This is a genomic window from Amycolatopsis granulosa, assembly GCF_011758745.1.
Classification (GTDB): Bacteria; Actinomycetota; Actinomycetes; order Mycobacteriales; family Pseudonocardiaceae; genus Amycolatopsis_E; species Amycolatopsis_E granulosa.
This window is the reverse complement of record NZ_JAANOV010000001.1, coordinates 2,130,316-2,145,992: the sequence shown is the minus strand read 5'-3', so window position 1 is coordinate 2,145,992 and position 15,677 is coordinate 2,130,316. Positions and strand designations below refer to the sequence as shown.

Sequence of the window (15,677 nt, the reverse complement as noted above, 5' to 3'; positions counted from 1 at the left end):
CACCACGCGGCATGTCCGGACCGCCGCGTCGCTGCCGTCAGACCACCCTGGTCGGCATGCCGCGCATCCGTGCCCAGGGCGCGGACCGCGGCGACATCGCGCCACATCGGTTCCCCTCGGCGCACCGGATCCCCTGTCCGCGACGGCGCGTGTCCATATCGTGGCCCCAGCTCGACTCCCTCTGGCCGGTTCGTCCTCACGAGCACGGGACGCGCGTACTGGCCTACTTCCTCTTGAATTGTGTTAGGGTTAAGCTCAACACTGGTTCCGGTCAGCGAACTCAACCAGGCTGCAACCTCGGGATGATCGTGTCGCGGGGTAGGGCCGCGGAGTGGGGTGTCGATTGTCAGAGGATCACCCAACTCTCTCGACCGCGGAACGGGCGAAGTTCTTCTTCGCCCGGTACCGCGGACGGACGCGGCCGATCGACGGGAAGGCGTTCAACCAGCGCAACTGCGCGGAGTTCGTTCAGCAGCACGCCGGCCAGTGGACCGAGGCCCAGGTCAGCAAGCTGCTCAAAGGGGAGATCGACAACCCCGGGAGCAGGGGCATCGGCGCCATGGCCCTGTACTTCGGCATCGGTGATCACCTGCTCAACCAGCTGCGTCCATGGCCTGGAGACGAGGTGGTCACGCGGATCGTCGAGCTCACGCTGGAGATCAATGATCCCGCGGGCTTCGACGAGCTGGTCAGCCGCCTCAACTTCGTCGTCCGGATGTTCGCCGGCCGGTCCCGGCCCGGCGGCGGTGGTTACACCGTGCCGGAGCTGGCCGCCCACCTCAGCCACAAGACCGGCGAACAGTGGACCGTCTCCGACGTGGAGAACTTCCTTGGCGGAAGACGGCACCCGCTCCGCCTGATCAGCGCGGAGGCGTTCGACGCCATCGCGCAGTTCTTCCACGCGACGCTCAAGTTGTTCCGTCGCGAGACCGAGTTCGACGAGGCCGAGGTTGGCCACTTCCTGGAGCTGCGCTGGCGCCTCGACGGTCTGCCGGTGGCAGCCAGGCAAGCCGAGCACCTGGACCTCGCGGGTCTCATTCAAGTGGTCGTGGAGCTGGAGCGGGCGCGAGGTGCGTCATCGCCCTCGTCGCCGGCCGGACCGCAGTTCCTCGCGCCGCGTTACCAGGGGGGTGACTGAAACGTGTCCGCTACCGTCGAACCCGCGGGCAGCGATCGGTTGGTGTCCTCGGACCCTTTCCTCCGCCGGGTGAAACCCGCGGTGCTCGAGGCCGCCAAGGCGGCGGCCATGTCTGTCATCGAGCTGCATGAGCAGCGCTTTGACGGCCCCCTGCGGCCCCAGGACCTGTTCTGGCTCGAGTCGCAGCGCCGGGCCCGCACCATCTACTTCGCTCGAGGCCCGATCGGCAGCGTGACCTGCGGCCTCACCGTGCAGTACGACGAGTGCGACTTGGTGGTGGTCTGCGACCGGGTCCCCGAACGCGGAGGTCGTGCCGTCGGCCGACGGGTCTGGTGGCACGAGTACTTCCACTACCGGGAACTCGGCGCCGGTGGTGCCGCCGGCCCAGTCGCAACCCCGAACCCGGATGAGGGGGACCGGGATGACCGGGCCGCGCGCATCGAGGAGGAGGCCGACGCGGAGCGGCGCGAGTTCTGGCATCGGGTGGCGCCTGGCCTGGTGGACGACGACGAGGAACTCCTCGGCATCGTGCGTGGCAGAGAACCGTTCGCCATCCTGGGCCGGGACGTCTACGACACGGCAACCGAACAGCAGGTCGAAGCGTCGGCGCGGCTGCTGGAGCACTACACGACCGACGTGGCTCACGCGATGAGGCGGTGGAAACCCCGCACCGCGGCGGAGTCGCTGTTCGGGAGCACCAGCCGGCGCGGTCGGCGAGGATGACGTGCGGAGCTGGTGTCGTAGCGGGGTAGCCGTCGTATCCGCGCTGGCGGTCGCCGCGGTGCTGGTACTGGGCGTGCGGATCGGCAGTTGGTACGGCACGGGCGCCGCCGTGGCAGCGGTGCTGGCAGTTGTCGCCCTGCTGGCACGCGGATTGCGATCCGGCGATCCCGGGTTCAGCTTCTTGTGCGCGGTCTTCATCACCGGCGGCCTTGGCGCGCTCTTCTACGACCCGGTCACCAACCATGCGATCGTGCAAGCCGGGCTGCCGCCGAAGGTCGCGTACCTCCTGGGCTGCCTCCTGCCCACCATCGCTACCTTCTCCGTGCTGTCGATGCTGTCCAGCACACTGGACGAGAAAGCCACCAGCGGGCGCCGGCCCACGGTCCGACGTGCGCTGACGCTTCTGGGCGGCACGATCGCCATGATCGTGTTGGCGATCGGCCTGCACACCCCGCCCGGCGTCCCCGTCTTCCCGGACTACGGCGGAGAGCCGCGCGTTGTGTGGATCCAGACCATCTACACCCTCTACATCGCCGTCGGCGCCGCCGAGTTCCTCGTCATCTGCAGCAGGTACCTCCGCCGGGAGAATCCGCCGCGGCGAGTCGCGACCAGCATCTGGCTGGAGATCACCGGAGGCGTGTTCGCCCTCGTCCTGTCCGCGTGGCAGATCGCGCGGGCGTGGGGCGATCGGCACGGCGGGACCGTGCTGGACAACACGATCAGCGAGATCCTCTCGGCGGCCACCTTCGCGCCCATGGTCCTCGGGGCGACCTGGCTGATGTGGACGCCCGCGGTGATGGAGCGGCTCCTGCTCGGATGGGCATGGTGGTCCGTCCGAGCGATGGCCCCCCTGCACGACGCACTGCCCGCCGAGCTCCTCCTCCACTGCGACGACGACGATCGCGCTGTCCAGCGCACCTGGATCACCGGGGAGATCCAGGACGTCCGGATCGGCTTGGCGCCCTACGTGCACCCCGGCATCGCGGAACGGGCACGGGCCGCGGCCGGCGGGCGGTCCCGCGCGAAGACCGAGGCACTGGTCAAAGCGGCGGAGCTCGCGTCGGCACTCGACGCCTTCGACGACGTCTGCCGGGCGGACTCGCCCGCGCAACGCGCCAAACGAGTACGTCAGCTGCTTGCGCACGCCACCGAGGTCACACCACACAAAGCAACGATCTTGGTGAAGATCACCCCTGGGGGTATCGAGATGTACGACGACATGCCGGACATCGCGGCGGAGCCGCTTTCCCTGAAGGCCCAGATCGCCGAGGACCGGCCGCTCATCCGGCTCGCCAGGGCCTTCCGGCGTCCCGAGGTCGCCGAACTGCGCGAATGGGCACGCCGCAACCGCGTGTCCGCGAGCCAATCCGTAGCGGTGTGAGGGAGATGTGATGACGCCAGCGGAACTCGCCCTGTTGCTGCGGCCCCTGCAGTTCTTCAACAGCCACGCTGCCGGCACCCGCGACGGACTGCTCGAGCTCGGCAACACGTCGGAACCTCGGGTTCTGGTCTGGAATCCGGAGGTGATCGGCGGGATCTGGCATGCCGATCGGACACTGGCCCACCCGGGCAGTCGCACGTTCCGCCCCGTCCTGGGCGAGCACTCGCTGATCTGGGCGGACGGGCAGCGGCACCGCGACTACCGCGCGGCGCTCAGTGTCCCGCTGGTCCGGCAGTTGCACACTTACCGGGGCATGATCGCCGGCATCGTCGACTCCTTCATCGACGACCTGACCCCCGGCACCAAGTTCTCCCTCGCGGACTGGACCCGGGCGCTGGCGCTCCGCGTGATGGGGGCGTTCGTCTTCGGCATGGACGACACCAGTTTCCTCCGGCCGTTCGCCCGCTGGATGACCCGCGCCATTGGCTCACGCCCGCGCACCCTCGCCTACCGACACCTCCGGGGCGGTCTCCCCACCGCAGGACCTGAGCTCGACCGCTTGCTCGTGGAACAGGCCCGCGCCGCACGGCGCGACCCCCGCACCCTGTCCGCGCACCTGCTCGCACACGACAGCCCGGTCGCGGGCATGGACGATGACGAGTTGCGCGACCAGGTGGTGACCCTGTTGTTCGCGGGCCACGAAACCACCGCCTCGACCGCCGCGTGGGCCCTTTACTGGCTGCACCGCCATCCCGAGATCGGCGACAGGGTACGAGCCGAACTCGACCGTACCCGCGCTGACGAGCCCGGCCACGACGGCAGTCCGCTGCTGGACGCCGTCGTGTCCGAGACCCTGCGCTTGACACCGCCCGTTCCGGCCGCCGGCACCCGTAAACTCGCCACGGACTGCGACCTGGGTGACCGCCGGTTCCGCGCGGGCACGGTCGTCATGCCGCAGATCTACATCGCACACCGCTCACCGGCCACGTTCGAAAACCCACGCCGCTTCAACCCGGACCGCTTCCTCGACCGCGACGGCACGGCGTACCGCAGGCCCATCACCCAGTTCTTCCCGTTCGGCGGCGGAACCCGCCACTGCCCGGGCGCGCAACTCGGCCAGCTCGAGGTCCGGGAGATCCTCGCCCGGGTCCTCCGCCGTCTCGACCTCCAGCTGGTCGAACACCGCGGGCCCGTCGAGCAACTGCGCGCGCACACCATGGCCCCCTCACCCCGGATCCGCATGCGGGTGCGGGCTTACCGGTAGCGGGCGGCAATGCCGCTGCACGGTGCTGCGGCACGAGCTCACCGAAGACGGCCACGGGTGAACCTTCGCCGCACCGGCCTCGGACGAGGTCGGCCTGTGGGGGAACGGACACGACTCCCGGTGTTGCGCTGGAGCGCGCTCCAGCTCCTAGCGTCCGCGGCATGACGAATGCAGAGACCCGGCAGGACCGATTCGAGCGCGGCATGAAGGTGCTGAACGAGGTGGATGGCCAGGCAGGCCGGCGGGTTATCGACTCGCTCGCCGAGATCTCGCCGGAGCTGGGTCACCAGGTGGTGGCGTGGGGATTCGGGGAAGTCTATTCGCGACAGAACCTGTCGCCGCGGGACCGCCAGCTGGTCACGCTGGGCATGCTGACCGCGCTGGGCGGCTGTGAGGCGCAGTTGGACGTGCACATCAACGCTTCGCTGAACGTGGGGTTGACGCCGGTGGAGATCGTGGAGGCGCTGCTGCACTCATCGGTGTACTGCGGTTTCCCGAAGGCGGTGAACGCGACCTTCGTGGCGAAGAAGGTGTTCGGCGAACGCGGCCTGCTGCCGGTGTACCGCGACGAGAGGTGAGGCCCCGGGCTGGACCCGTCAGCAGCCCGGCCCGGGACCCTGTCCCAGGTGGACGGTGTCACCGAGCCCTGCCGGCAGGAACCCGCCGGCGGCGCCGGGTCACGCGACGCCGATCCGCTGCAGGTCGGTGCCGACCACGACCGGGCCGGTGTAGCCGTTCTGCGCCCAGCGCCGCCACCGGGGCACGTCGATCGAATCGTGCGCGAAGTCGACCAGGTGGCTGAGGACGAGCCGGTTGGCGTGCGCCGCCTCGGCGATCGAGCCCACCGACTGGACCTCGACGTGCGACTCCAGCATGTGGTTGCGCAGCGCGGGCGGGAGCTGGGCGCCTTCCAGGTTGATCGCTTCGTGCACGAGCAGGTCGGTGTTCCCGGCGAGGGCGAGGAGGTTGGGGCTGCGGGTGGTGTCGCCGGAGAACGTGACCGATCCGTAGGCGGTGTCGAAGCGGAACGCGAACGAGGGGAACACCGGCCCGTGTGGCACCAGGACGGCGGTGACTGTCACCTTGTCGTCGCTCATCACCGGGAACGGCCGCATCGCCGGGGCGGTGTTGGTGAAGCTCGCGCCCACGTCGGGCAGCGCGATCTCGTGGACGTCGAGCAGGGTGGTCGGATCGGTGATACCGGAGTCACGGATGAACAGGTTGCTGGAGTAGGCGACGGCGTTCGTCCACTGCTGGGTCAGCGCGCGGGTGCCGGGGACCGGATCCGGCGGCGACACCACCGGCGCGGTACCGCCGCCGAACTTGGGCGGCAGCCCGCCCGCGGAACCGGGCCCGTACACGCCGACCGGACCGGTGCTGCCGAGTCCGCCACTGACCGGCGCGCCGCCCAGCGCGACGTAGTTGTAGTAGTCGGCGATGTGGTCGATGTGCAGGTGGGTCAGGAAGATCGACCGGATCGCGGTGAGGTCGAGACCGGCCCGCATGAACTGGGTCAGCGAGGAGCGCCCGCAGTCGATCAGGTAGATGCTGCCGTCCACCAGCAAGGCGGTGGAAATGCCGGCGCGGTCCGGTTTCGGCGGGGGTCCGGCCTGGGTTCCGAGCAGCACCACCTCGAGGTGCCCTTTTCGCGGGGCCGGACCCGACGGCGCGGCGGCCGCGAGCGGTCCGCCGCTCGCGGCCGCCAGCCCCAGGGCGAGGCCCGCGCCGCCCAGCGCCGTCAGCAGCCCGCGCCGGCCGAGTGTGCCGCGTTCACCCGCGTCCTCGCCGGCGTGACCCGACATGCACATGTGATCCTCCACGATCGAAAGCGGCCGGCCCAGCCGGGCGCGGTGGTTTCAGTGGTGCAGGACGAAATCCGCCACCAGGCGGTTGAACTCGTCCGCGTGTTCCAGCTGGGCCCAGTGCCCGCACCGGTTGATCAGGACCGCCCGCGAGTCCGGGATGTTCGCCGCCAGGAACAGCGTCGATTCGAACGACACCACGCGGTCGTCGCGGCCGTGGATCAGCAGCGACGGCGCGGTGATCCGGGAAACCGCCGCGAGATCGAGCCAGATCGGGATCGGCGCCTTCGGCGCGGCGGCGGCGACGGCGCGCAGGTGCTCGGGCCGCGCGAGTGCCGCGTCCGAACGCTCCTGGCACAGCTCGGGCGTCGCGAACCGGGCCTTGTCGTAGACCATGATTTCGACCAGTCGGCGCATGCCCTCCGGCGACGCGTCGGAGTACGTCTCCAACATGATCTTCAGGCCCTCGGTCGGCCCGCCGCCCGCGCCGAACAGGAACGGCTTCATCTGGATCGGCGGCCCCATCGTGATGAGGTGCGAGACGCGCTCGGGACGCTCGACGGCAAGCCGCAACGAGGTGTGCCCGCCCATCGAGTTGCCGACGAACGCGGCCTGCTCGATGCCGAGTGCGTCCAGGAACTGGCACGCGGCTTCGACGTGATCGAGCGTGCTGAAGTCCGCTGCGTCGGAGTCGCCCCAGCCCGGCATGTCCGGGGCGATCACCCGGAACCGCCGCGACAGCTCGCCGATGTTCGGCGCGTAGTTGCTCCAGCCGGTCGCGCCGGGGCCGCCGCCGTGCAGCAGGACGAGCGGGTGCCCCTCGCCGGCTTCGTGGTAGTGGATCTTCCAGTCCCGCGTCCGCACGTACCGGGAAGCCATCAGCGCTCACCTCCGGCGACGACGGCCGCGCCGAGCAGCTCCGAAACCACCTCCGGGGCGCGGTGGCCCCACCAGTGCAGCTGGTCGAGCGTGCGCACCTCCCAGGTCTCGTCGTCGATCAGCAGACCGCCCCAGCCGTACTCGACGGAGAAGCCGGACGGCGTGCGGACGTAGAAGCTGAACATGTGGTCGTTCGGGTGCATCCCGAGGGTCATCTCGAACGGCTGCTTCGCGTCGAGGCACCGGTCGTAGGCCAGGCCGACGTCGCGGATGTCGGTGACCTCGATCATGAAGTGGTGTGTCCGCTTCGGGTGCGGCATGTCCCCGAACGCGACCGTGTGGTGGCGCGGATTGCAGTGCAGGAACGCCAGATCGGCGACGATGCCGGGCGCGAGCTCCTCGACGATGATGTCGCTGAGCTTGAAGCCGAGCAACCCCTCGTAGAAGGCCAGGTAAGTTTCGCGCGGGACACCTTTGGACAGCAGCACCTGGTGTCCCGCGCCGCCGGCTCCGGTGACGAAACCGCCGAGCAGCACCTCGCTGTGGAACGGTGTCGCGGCGTCGGCCAGGCCGGTGACCAGTTCGAGTTCGTTGCCCAGCGGGTCGGTCACGAGCACGATCCGCTCGACCTTCCGCGCCGCGGCCAGCTCGGCGTCGCCTTCCACGGTCTCGACCCCGGCGTCACGCAGCCGCGCGACCAGGGCGTCGAGCTCCGCGGCCGACGCCACCTCGTAGCCGCTGCGGACCAGGTCGTCGGCGGGCCCTTCGGTGAGGATCCAGCGGTGCGCCTTGTCGTCGGTGCGCAAGGTGAAGCCGTCGGCGGTCTTCCCGCCCAGCTGCATGCCGAGCAGGGACACCGCGAAGCGTTCCCATTCGGCGAGGTCGCGGACCTCGTAGACGACGTAGGCGAGTTCCTTCACTCCGGTCATCGGATTTCTTCCTTTCGGTGCGGCGCGGCCGCTCGGTCGGATGCGGTGGCGGATGGGCGGTCCGGCGCGGCGAGGCCGGTCTTGTCGGCCGCCGCGACGAACTTGTCGGGACGCACGGCGATCGCCTGGACGCCGTACCGGTCGAGCCACGGCAGCAACGAGTCCTCGAGGTCGACGAGGTCGGTGGCTGCGCGGGTGTAGGCGGTCCGCGGCCGGACCGCGATGTAGGACGCGCCGAGCGCGTCCCAGCCCGCCTTTTCCCCGGGGGTCAGCAGGGTTGCCGGGTCGACGTCGTTGCCGAGGAGGACGAAACCGCCGGGCAGCAACGCATCCAGCCGCTCCATCCGGCCGACGGCGTCGCAGGCGAGCGGCTGCGGGAGGTACCGGCCGACGACGGAGGCGTCCCCGGGCTCGCCGCGCAGCCATCCGTCGGCGAGCGTCGGCGGGGCGTTCAACGGCGGTTCCCAGGGCGTGACCAGGTTCGGCGGCACAGCGTTCATCGCTTCGATCTCCGCCGGGGTCGCCTCCTGCTTGATCACCCGGCCCAGCGCGACCGCGATCCGGGTGTAGAACTCGGCCGAGGGACGGCGCTCCGGTTCGTAGGTGTCGAGCCAGTCCTCGCCGAGCTGGCCGCGGACGACCCCGGCGATCTTCCAGCCGAGGTCGTACGCGTCACGCATCCCGGTCTGCATGCCGGCGCCCGCCCACGGCGGCATCAGGTGGGCCGCGTCGCCGGCGAGGAAGATCCGGCCCTGGCGGTAGGTTCCGGCCATCCGCACGTGGTGCCGGTAGAACGCGTACTGATGGATCTCGACGTCGTCCGCGGTCACGCCCAGCGCGCGCAGCAGCGGCCACACCTCGGCGTCCGTCGGGAAGTCCGCCTCGGTTTCGGTGGGTTTGAGTGGGATTTCCCAGCGGTGGTTGCCCGCCGACAACGCGATGTCGACGACCGGGCGTTCGCGGTCGGTCCAGAACGTGAGGAAATCGCGATCCGGCCACCAGCGCTTGACCCGGCAGTCGATGACGATCCACAGCGTGTCGCCCGTGTCGCCGTGCATCGGGATCCCGCACAGCTTGCGCACCGGGGACGAGCCGCCGTCGGCCGCGATCGCGTACCGGGTGCGGACGGTGGTCTCCTCCCCGGTGACGCGATCGCGCGCGGTGACGGTCACGCCGTCGGCGTCCTGCTCGACGGCGACGACCTCGGCCCCGAAGCGCACGGTGAGGTTGTCCCGCTCGTCGGCGCAGCGGCGCAGCTCGGCCTCCAGAGCCGGCTGGTAGATGTTGTAGAACCGCGGTTTGCTCCCGCGGGTGCCGAGCGTGCTCGGTGGATGCTCGACCCGCATCACCTCGTGGCCGTCGTAGGTCACCCAGCGCAGTGCTCGCTGCGGCTCGACCACGCGCTCGACGCGGTCGTCCACGCCGAGGTCCTGGAGGATCCGCATCGTCCAGTCGTTGATCGTCACCGCCCGCGCCCGGGGATAGATGTCCGGGTCCCGCTCGAACGCGACGACCCGCGCGCCCTTGCCGGCCAGGGTCAGCGCCGCGGTCAGGCCCGTGGGGCCGTAGCCGACGAGAGCGACGTCGGCGTCGTAGTGCTCAGTCATCGCAGGCTCCGCACACTTTTGTACCGGTCGTTCGGTTCATTAGTGGTTACCATCACATTCACCCCGGGATCCGTCAAGGGCCGAGCCGGAGATTCCGGTGCGCAGAAAATGCGTGGCCTTATGCTGCTCGCTGTGGACACAGCGCGGGCCGGGAACCGGCGGGGACGGCGTTCCCGGGAGGAGATCCTCGACGCGGCGTCGCGGATCATGGCCGAACGCGGTTACTCCGCCACGACGATGTCGGTGCTGAGCACCGAAACCGGCCTGCCGAAGAGCGCGATCTACCACCACTTCCGGTCCAAGGGCGGCCTGTTGTCGGCCGTCATGGAGCGCGGGGCGTACGAGTTCTTCCGGCACCTGCGTGAGGCGCAGGCCGATCCGCCCGCCGACCTGCCGCCGGCCGAACTGCTCGGGTGGTTCCTCCAGCGCACCGGTGAGGTCTTCGTCGCGAAGCCCGACTTCCTGCGGCTGCACCTGATCCTGCTGATGAGCGCCGAAGCGGTCGAGGACATCGAGGTGAAGGACATCATCCAGCGCGTCCGCACCGACGGCCGCCGGCACATGCGGCGGATGATCCGCCAGTCGTGGGCCTGCCTGGGACCGGAGGTCGCCGACGCGGTGGGCGAGGCGCTGGACTACTTCGGCATCGCCGGGTTCGACGGCGCCTTCGTCGCCTGGCAGGCGGAGCCCGGACGTTCCATGCGCGACCAGATGGCATTGCTCACCGAAGCCATGGTCGCCATCGCCGAGCGCGTCATCGCCGCGCGCTAGCCGCGCAGGTCCGCCTCCAGCGCGTCCGCAGTGGCACGCAGCGTCGCCACCAGCAACGGCAGCTGGTCCTTGCGGTACCGCACACTCGGCATCGACACCGACAGTCCCGCGACGACCGCGCCGTCCGCCCCGTGCACCGGGACTCCGACGGCGACCACTCCCCGTTCGGACCGGCCCTGGTTGAGCGCGAAGCCGCTGCGGCGGACACGTGCCAGGTCCGCCCGCAGCGCGGCCAGGTCCGGCCGGTCGGCGGGCTCGTTCACCGCGTACAGTTCCTCCACCTGTTCGGGTGGCAGTTCGGCGAGCAGCAGCAGGCCACCCGTGGTCTCGTGGACCGGGAAAACCATCCCTTCGCGAGAGCCCACGCGCAACGCCTGCGCACACTCCACGCTCGCGATGAAGCGCGCCTTGGCCCCGGTGCGGACGGTCAGGTTCGCGGACTCGTCGAGCAGGTCGACCAGCCGGCGCAGATGCGGCAGCGCGGCCGCGCGCAGCCGCGACGCGGCGGACTGCGAATGGGCGGCCAGCTCCAGCACCGGGCCGACCCGGTAGGCCCGGTTGGCGTCCTGTACCGCGAAATCGCGGTACACGAGCATCGCGAGCAGCCGGTGCGCGGTCGAGGCCGCGACGCCGATCCGTTCGGCGACCTCGGTGACCGTCAGCGGTCCTTCGAGCTGCAACATCGCCGCGATCCGCAGGGCGTTGTCGACGCTGGCGACAGCGTACGGCGGGGGCGCCTTGAACGGTTTGTCCATCCGGGCCCACCTTTCCGTACCAGAATCCCGTTGTGTGGAAGGGGACCAGCACACCATAACCCGGTGCTGATGTCGTGCGAGACCGCCGCCGACCCACCGCTGGGTCGTGCGCCGAAGGGTGCCCTGCATTCCGGTGTGGTTAGCGGAACCTGCTGCGTGAGCCACCGCAAGCGGTTCCGCTGATCCCGCAACGCGGGCGCCGCCCACAGTGGACCGACGCCGGCGTTCCGGATCGGACCGGGCCGAGCCGTCAGCGAGCCGCACCACCTCGGGCCGGGTAGCGATGGCCCGGTACGCTGCGGGACCTCCCTCCGCGACGCGGGGGAGCAGTTGGTCTGACGGGCACAGCGCGGACACGCGCCGTCGCGGGCGGAGGGATCCGGTGCGCGGAGGGGAATCGATGTGGCGCGATGTCGCCGCGGTCCACCGCCTGGACTTCTCGGTGCTGGTCCTCGTTGTCTGTTACGGGTGGTGGGGGGCGTCCTTCACCGCTGCTGACGCCGCGCAGTTGGTGTCACCGCCGGTGCTGCTCGCGGTGGTCGCGAACGGGCTGCTGTTCCTCGGCGGCCTGCTGCTCAACACGGTCGCCGACCTGGACACCGATGCGCGGCATGCCGACAAGGGTGGTTTGACGGCAGCGGCGCGGCGGTTCGGACATGCCGCGTGGTGGAGCGTGGGAGAGATCGGCGCGGGGCTCGCCGCGGCGGTCGCGGTGACGGCGCTGACCGGTCACCTGCTGCCCACCCTGGCCGGCGCGGCGACCGCTCTCGCTCACTCCGCGTACAACCTGAACCCGGTCCGCGCCAAGCATCGCGGGTTTCCCGGCGCATTCGTGTTCGGCGCGGCGGTCGGCGCGCTGCCGTTCCTGGTCTCGGCCGGCGCGGTGGTGCCGCGCCTGCCGGGCTGGGCGTGGTGGCTCGCCCTCGGACTCACCGCGCTGTCCACGGGGCGCACGGTGTGGTGGTCGGTGCCGGACGTCAGCGGCGACCGGAAGGCCGGGGCGGCCACCCCCTCCGTGCGCCACGGTGCCCGCAAAGCCACCGCCGTGGCCTGCGTCCTCATGCTGGCCGGACTCGCCGCGGCCACTGCCGGGCTGTGGCGGTTCGGAGTCCTGCGGACCCTGCTCGCCCTGTCGGTCCACCTGGTCGTCTTCGTCGTCGCCGCAGCCCCGGTGGTTCACCCGCAGGGCGCACCACCGAGCTTTCGGACGATGAGCGGGCGGGTGCTCGTGCTCGTTGCCGTCGCCGACCTGTTCGTCCTGGTGATGCCGGTCGCCACCCTGCTGCAGGCCTCGTCGGCGTGACCTTCTCGACGTGGGGTGGGAACGCCCGTTCGTGGGCAGCAGAAGGCATTGCCCGCCACTAGCATGGCTGGGATGACCCGGTGGACCGCCGGCCCCGATCGCCCGCGCACCACAGCCGTGCGCGGCGGCTCCCGCACATGACCCCGCGGCGGGTTCGCGTGCCCGCCGCGGCCGGGGCCGCGGTGCTCCTCCTCCTCGCCTCCTGCACATCACCCACATCGGCGCCACAGCCACCGTCGCCCCAGGTCACGGCCGGTGTGGTCGGGGTGGCGAGCCAGGCCCAGCCGAGCGTGGTCAAGATCCTCACGCCGGGCGGCAACGGCAGCGGGGTCGTCTACACCGCCGACGGTCTCATTCTCACCAACGAGCACGTGGTGCGCGGAGCGTCCGCCGTGCAGGTCGCCTTCGCCGACGGTCAGCGGCTCGGGGGAACCGTCCGCGCCGCCGACGCGGTGACCGATCTGGCCCTCGTCGCGGTTCCCCGCACCGGGCTGCCCCCGGCCCGGTTCCAGGCCGCGTTGCCGCAGACCGGTGAACTCCTCATCGTCATTGGCAGCCCGCTCGGGTTCGAAAACAGCGTCACCGCCGGAGTGGTTTCGGGCCTGCACCGGGAGATCCCGGGCAGCGCGGCCGAGACCCAGGCGCTGGTCGACCTCATCCAGACCGACGCGCCGATCAGCCCCGGCAGCAGTGGCGGCGGCGTGTTCAACGCCGGCGGCGAGATCGTCGGCATCAGCGAGGCCTACATCCCGCCCCAGGCGGGGGCGGTGTCGCTCGGATTCGCCATTCCGGCCGCCACCGCGGTCGACGTCGCCGAGCAGCTGCGGACCACCGGCCGCGCCCGGCACGCCTTCGCCGGGCTCGAACCCGCCCAGCTGACCCCGCAGATCGCCGCGCAGCTGCGGCTGCCCCGGTCCGACGGCGTGATCGCGGCCGCGATCGTCCCGGGCGGTCCCGCGGCCACCGCCGGGCTGCGTCCGGGCGATGTGATCACCCGCGTCGACGACGCCGTCGTCGCCACACCCGAGGACTTCCTGGTCCAGCTGCGACGGCGGGAGCCGGGCCAGGTGATCACGCTGACCTTCCACGGACCCGACGGGCGGGACGTGAGTGCCTCGCTGACCCTGACCGATCGGCCGGGCCTGAGCAGCTGAGGCAGGGGAGTTCATCACCCGGAACGGGCGCGGAGCCCGGCCGCGGGCGCGGTGGCGGGCACCCCTGACGTGCCCGCCCGCCCACGATCCGGCCGGGTGGGCGAGCGAGCCGGCAACGCCACCGGCGACGGGGTGCCCCGGCCGGGCGCGGATGGCCGGGGCACCAGGCGGTCGCCGTGGCGTGAGCCGGGGCTCACTCGCGGCGGCCGCGCTCGGTACCGGTGTCGGTGTCGATGTGTTCCTTGCGGACCTCACCGCGGACGGTTTCGGTGTCCTGCACCTGGTCCTTGGCCAGCCGGACCCGTTCCACGGGCACGGCTTCGGTGCCCACCACGGGCCGTTCCTCGTGCAGGGTCACCTCGTGTTCCTCTTCGGAGATCCCCGGCCCCGACATCGCCTGCTCGCGGTTGGCGTCGGTGATCGGTTCCCGCTCGACCCGCACTTCCTCCCGGGTGACCGGCACCTCGACCTGCTCGGTCTCGGTGACGACGTACTTGCGCAGCCGGGCACGCCCGCGCTCGCGCCGTTCGGTGCCCACGCGCAACCGCTCCTCCGAGCGCGTCATCGCCTCGTCGGTCGTGGGCCCCGAGACGTCGTGTCCTTCCGCGCCCTCGGGCCGGCCGCCCTCGTGCCCGGCCTTACCACCGTGCCCCGCCTGCGCACCGCGCTCGCCGGCGAGCTGGTAGTGGCGGTAGAGCTGCTGTTCCTCGGTCACGCCGAGGTGCTGCCCGTGCTCGGTGGGAGCCGGCTCGACCTGTGGGGCGTCCTTGATCAGCTCCTTGGGGTAGCGGGTCTCCAGATCGCCGTCGTCGCGTTCCTGCACGCCCTGCACCGGGACGAACGACTCGCGGGTGCCGAACAGGCCGGTCCGCGTCGTCAGCCAGGTCGGGTGTCCGTCCGCGTCGTCGGTCCACAACTGGCCGATCTGGCCGACCTTGGCGCCGCTGCTGTCGTACAGGGTGCGTCCGCTCCACTGGGCGAAGTGCTGGTTGGTTTGCGTCATTGGTTGTCATTCCCTTCGGCGGCGGCCCCGAGGCGGGGCCGCATTCATCCCAGCTACCCGGACGAGTGAACCGCGAAACGACGCAAAATCGATGCAGTTTGAGCGTTGAGACCCGGCCCGGCCGGGTATCGCTCCCGGCATCACCAATTCCGCGAAGGAGTGAACGCATGTCCCGTTCCGTCACCAGCACCCAGTCGCGCACCCCGGCGCAGGTCGTCGCCGCCGTGGTGGGCGTCGTGTTCCTGCTCGTCGGCATAGCCGGTTTCATCCCCGGCCTGACCACCCACTACGACATGCTCAGCTTCGCCGGGCACCACTCCGGCGCGATGCTGCTCGGCGTGTTCGCCGTGTCGATCCTGCACAACCTGGTCCACCTGGCCTTCGGCGTCGCCGGCCTGGCGCTGGCCCGCACCGCCTCCGGCGCACGCACGTTCCTCATCGCCGGCGGCGCGATCTACCTGGTCCTCTGGATCTACGGGCTGGTCGTCGACCACGACTCCGCGGGCAACTTCGTCCCCGTCAACACCGCGGACAACTGGCTCCACCTCGGCCTCGCCGTCGGCATGATCGCCCTCGGCCTCGCCACCGGCAGGCGCACCGCTCCGGCTCGGTGACGATCGCGGCGGGGCTCGCCGTCGAGGCGGTGATCCGGCCCCGGCGGGCCGGGCGTCAGGGGCGGGTCCGCGCGCCTTCCCGGGGCACCGGGTGGCCGGGGGCGCCGTTGAGGCGGTGCCGTTCGTGGATGTAGACCGCGTGGCCGATGGCACCCAGCATCATCCCGAACGAGCCGACGATGAACAGCCAGATCGCGATGCGCTCGGCCGCGTGCCAGAGGAACAACACGCTGCCCACGAAGAAGATGATGTTCCCGGTCACGCCGATGGTGAGGTGGATCGTCGGGAACTCGCGGACGAAGACCTTGGGACGCACGGGGTTCCTCCTTGCACGACGCACCCGCGGCTCGGGCT

Annotated in this window: 16 protein-coding genes; 9 read left to right on the top strand and 7 right to left on the bottom strand. The window is 70.8% G+C overall.

Features of this window, described 5'->3' with window-relative positions:
• Positions 1-343: 343 nt before the first annotated feature.
• The 5 genes from FHX45_RS10350 to FHX45_RS10330 all read left to right on the top strand — a co-directional run bounded on the left by FHX45_RS10350 (position 344) and on the right by FHX45_RS10330 (position 5,084).
• Positions 344-1,138, top strand: a complete 795-nt coding sequence (locus FHX45_RS10350) for a hypothetical protein (RefSeq protein WP_167099332.1) — start codon at positions 344-346, stop codon at positions 1,136-1,138.
• Between the two features lie 69 nt (positions 1,139-1,207).
• Positions 1,208-1,861 carry a hypothetical protein gene (locus FHX45_RS10345; RefSeq protein ID WP_167099329.1) on the top strand — a complete coding sequence of 218 codons (654 nt, stop codon included), beginning with the start codon at positions 1,208-1,210 and terminating at the stop codon, positions 1,859-1,861.
• Between the two features lie 73 nt (positions 1,862-1,934).
• The gene (locus tag FHX45_RS10340) at positions 1,935-3,242 is read left to right on the top strand and encodes a DUF6545 domain-containing protein (RefSeq protein WP_167099326.1); all 1,308 of its coding nucleotides are present in this window, start codon (positions 1,935-1,937) and stop codon (positions 3,240-3,242) included.
• Positions 3,243-3,252: 10 nt separating this feature from the next.
• Positions 3,253-4,506 (top strand): cytochrome P450, encoded by a 1,254-nt coding sequence (locus FHX45_RS10335; RefSeq protein ID WP_167099323.1) that lies wholly within the window; start codon positions 3,253-3,255, stop codon positions 4,504-4,506.
• Between the two features lie 161 nt (positions 4,507-4,667).
• Positions 4,668-5,084, top strand: coding sequence for a carboxymuconolactone decarboxylase family protein (locus tag FHX45_RS10330; RefSeq protein ID WP_167099321.1), 417 nt, complete (start codon positions 4,668-4,670; stop codon positions 5,082-5,084).
• Positions 5,085-5,183: 99 nt separating this feature from the next.
• On the opposite strand, the gene FHX45_RS10325 is transcribed toward FHX45_RS10330, so the two are convergent.
• The 4 genes from FHX45_RS10325 to FHX45_RS10310 are packed head-to-tail and all read right to left on the bottom strand — an operon-like array spanning position 5,184 to position 9,723.
• Complete coding sequence (locus FHX45_RS10325) at positions 5,184-6,308, bottom strand: MBL fold metallo-hydrolase (RefSeq protein ID WP_167099318.1); 1,125 nt, start codon at positions 6,306-6,308, stop codon at positions 5,184-5,186.
• Between the two features lie 54 nt (positions 6,309-6,362).
• On the bottom strand, positions 6,363-7,187 hold the full coding sequence (locus FHX45_RS10320) for an alpha/beta fold hydrolase (protein ID WP_167099315.1): 825 nt from the start codon (positions 7,185-7,187) through the stop codon (positions 6,363-6,365).
• Positions 7,187-8,116 carry a VOC family protein gene (locus tag FHX45_RS10315; protein WP_167099312.1) on the bottom strand — a complete coding sequence of 310 codons (930 nt, stop codon included), beginning with the start codon at positions 8,114-8,116 and terminating at the stop codon, positions 7,187-7,189. The genes FHX45_RS10320 and FHX45_RS10315 overlap by 1 nt, the downstream gene beginning before the upstream one ends.
• Positions 8,113-9,723 (bottom strand): FAD-dependent monooxygenase, encoded by a 1,611-nt coding sequence (locus tag FHX45_RS10310; protein WP_167099309.1) that lies wholly within the window; start codon positions 9,721-9,723, stop codon positions 8,113-8,115. Before FHX45_RS10310 ends, FHX45_RS10315 begins: the two co-directional genes overlap by 4 nt.
• Before the next feature lie 132 nt (positions 9,724-9,855).
• Between FHX45_RS10310 and FHX45_RS10305 the strand changes: the two genes are divergently transcribed.
• Positions 9,856-10,494: a TetR family transcriptional regulator gene (locus FHX45_RS10305; RefSeq protein WP_208405871.1), complete on the top strand. Its 639-nt coding sequence runs from the start codon at positions 9,856-9,858 to the stop codon at positions 10,492-10,494.
• On the opposite strand, the gene FHX45_RS10300 is transcribed toward FHX45_RS10305, so the two are convergent.
• Positions 10,491-11,249 carry an IclR family transcriptional regulator gene (locus tag FHX45_RS10300; protein ID WP_167099304.1) on the bottom strand — a complete coding sequence of 253 codons (759 nt, stop codon included), beginning with the start codon at positions 11,247-11,249 and terminating at the stop codon, positions 10,491-10,493. The genes FHX45_RS10305 and FHX45_RS10300 overlap by 4 nt on opposite strands.
• Positions 11,250-11,631: 382 nt before the next feature.
• On the opposite strand from FHX45_RS10300, the gene FHX45_RS10295 reads away from it, so the two are divergent.
• Both FHX45_RS10295 and FHX45_RS10290 read left to right on the top strand, forming a co-directional pair.
• Positions 11,632-12,552: a UbiA family prenyltransferase gene (locus tag FHX45_RS10295; protein WP_167099301.1), complete on the top strand. Its 921-nt coding sequence runs from the start codon at positions 11,632-11,634 to the stop codon at positions 12,550-12,552.
• Between the two features lie 266 nt (positions 12,553-12,818).
• Positions 12,819-13,706, top strand: a complete 888-nt coding sequence (locus tag FHX45_RS10290; RefSeq protein ID WP_341771420.1) for a S1C family serine protease — start codon at positions 12,819-12,821, stop codon at positions 13,704-13,706.
• A gap of 193 nt (positions 13,707-13,899) precedes the next feature.
• On the opposite strand, the gene FHX45_RS10285 is transcribed toward FHX45_RS10290, so the two are convergent.
• Positions 13,900-14,709 carry a DUF2382 domain-containing protein gene (locus FHX45_RS10285; protein WP_167099294.1) on the bottom strand — a complete coding sequence of 270 codons (810 nt, stop codon included), beginning with the start codon at positions 14,707-14,709 and terminating at the stop codon, positions 13,900-13,902.
• A 167-nt stretch (positions 14,710-14,876) separates the two neighbouring features.
• Between FHX45_RS10285 and FHX45_RS10280 the strand changes: the two genes are divergently transcribed.
• On the top strand, positions 14,877-15,323 hold the full coding sequence (locus tag FHX45_RS10280; RefSeq protein ID WP_167099291.1) for a DUF4383 domain-containing protein: 447 nt from the start codon (positions 14,877-14,879) through the stop codon (positions 15,321-15,323).
• Between the two features lie 55 nt (positions 15,324-15,378).
• Here FHX45_RS10280 and FHX45_RS10275 read toward each other — a convergent pair whose 3' ends face one another.
• The gene (locus FHX45_RS10275; RefSeq protein ID WP_167099288.1) at positions 15,379-15,639 is read right to left on the bottom strand and encodes a YrhK family protein; all 261 of its coding nucleotides are present in this window, start codon (positions 15,637-15,639) and stop codon (positions 15,379-15,381) included.
• Positions 15,640-15,677 lie beyond the last annotated feature (38 nt).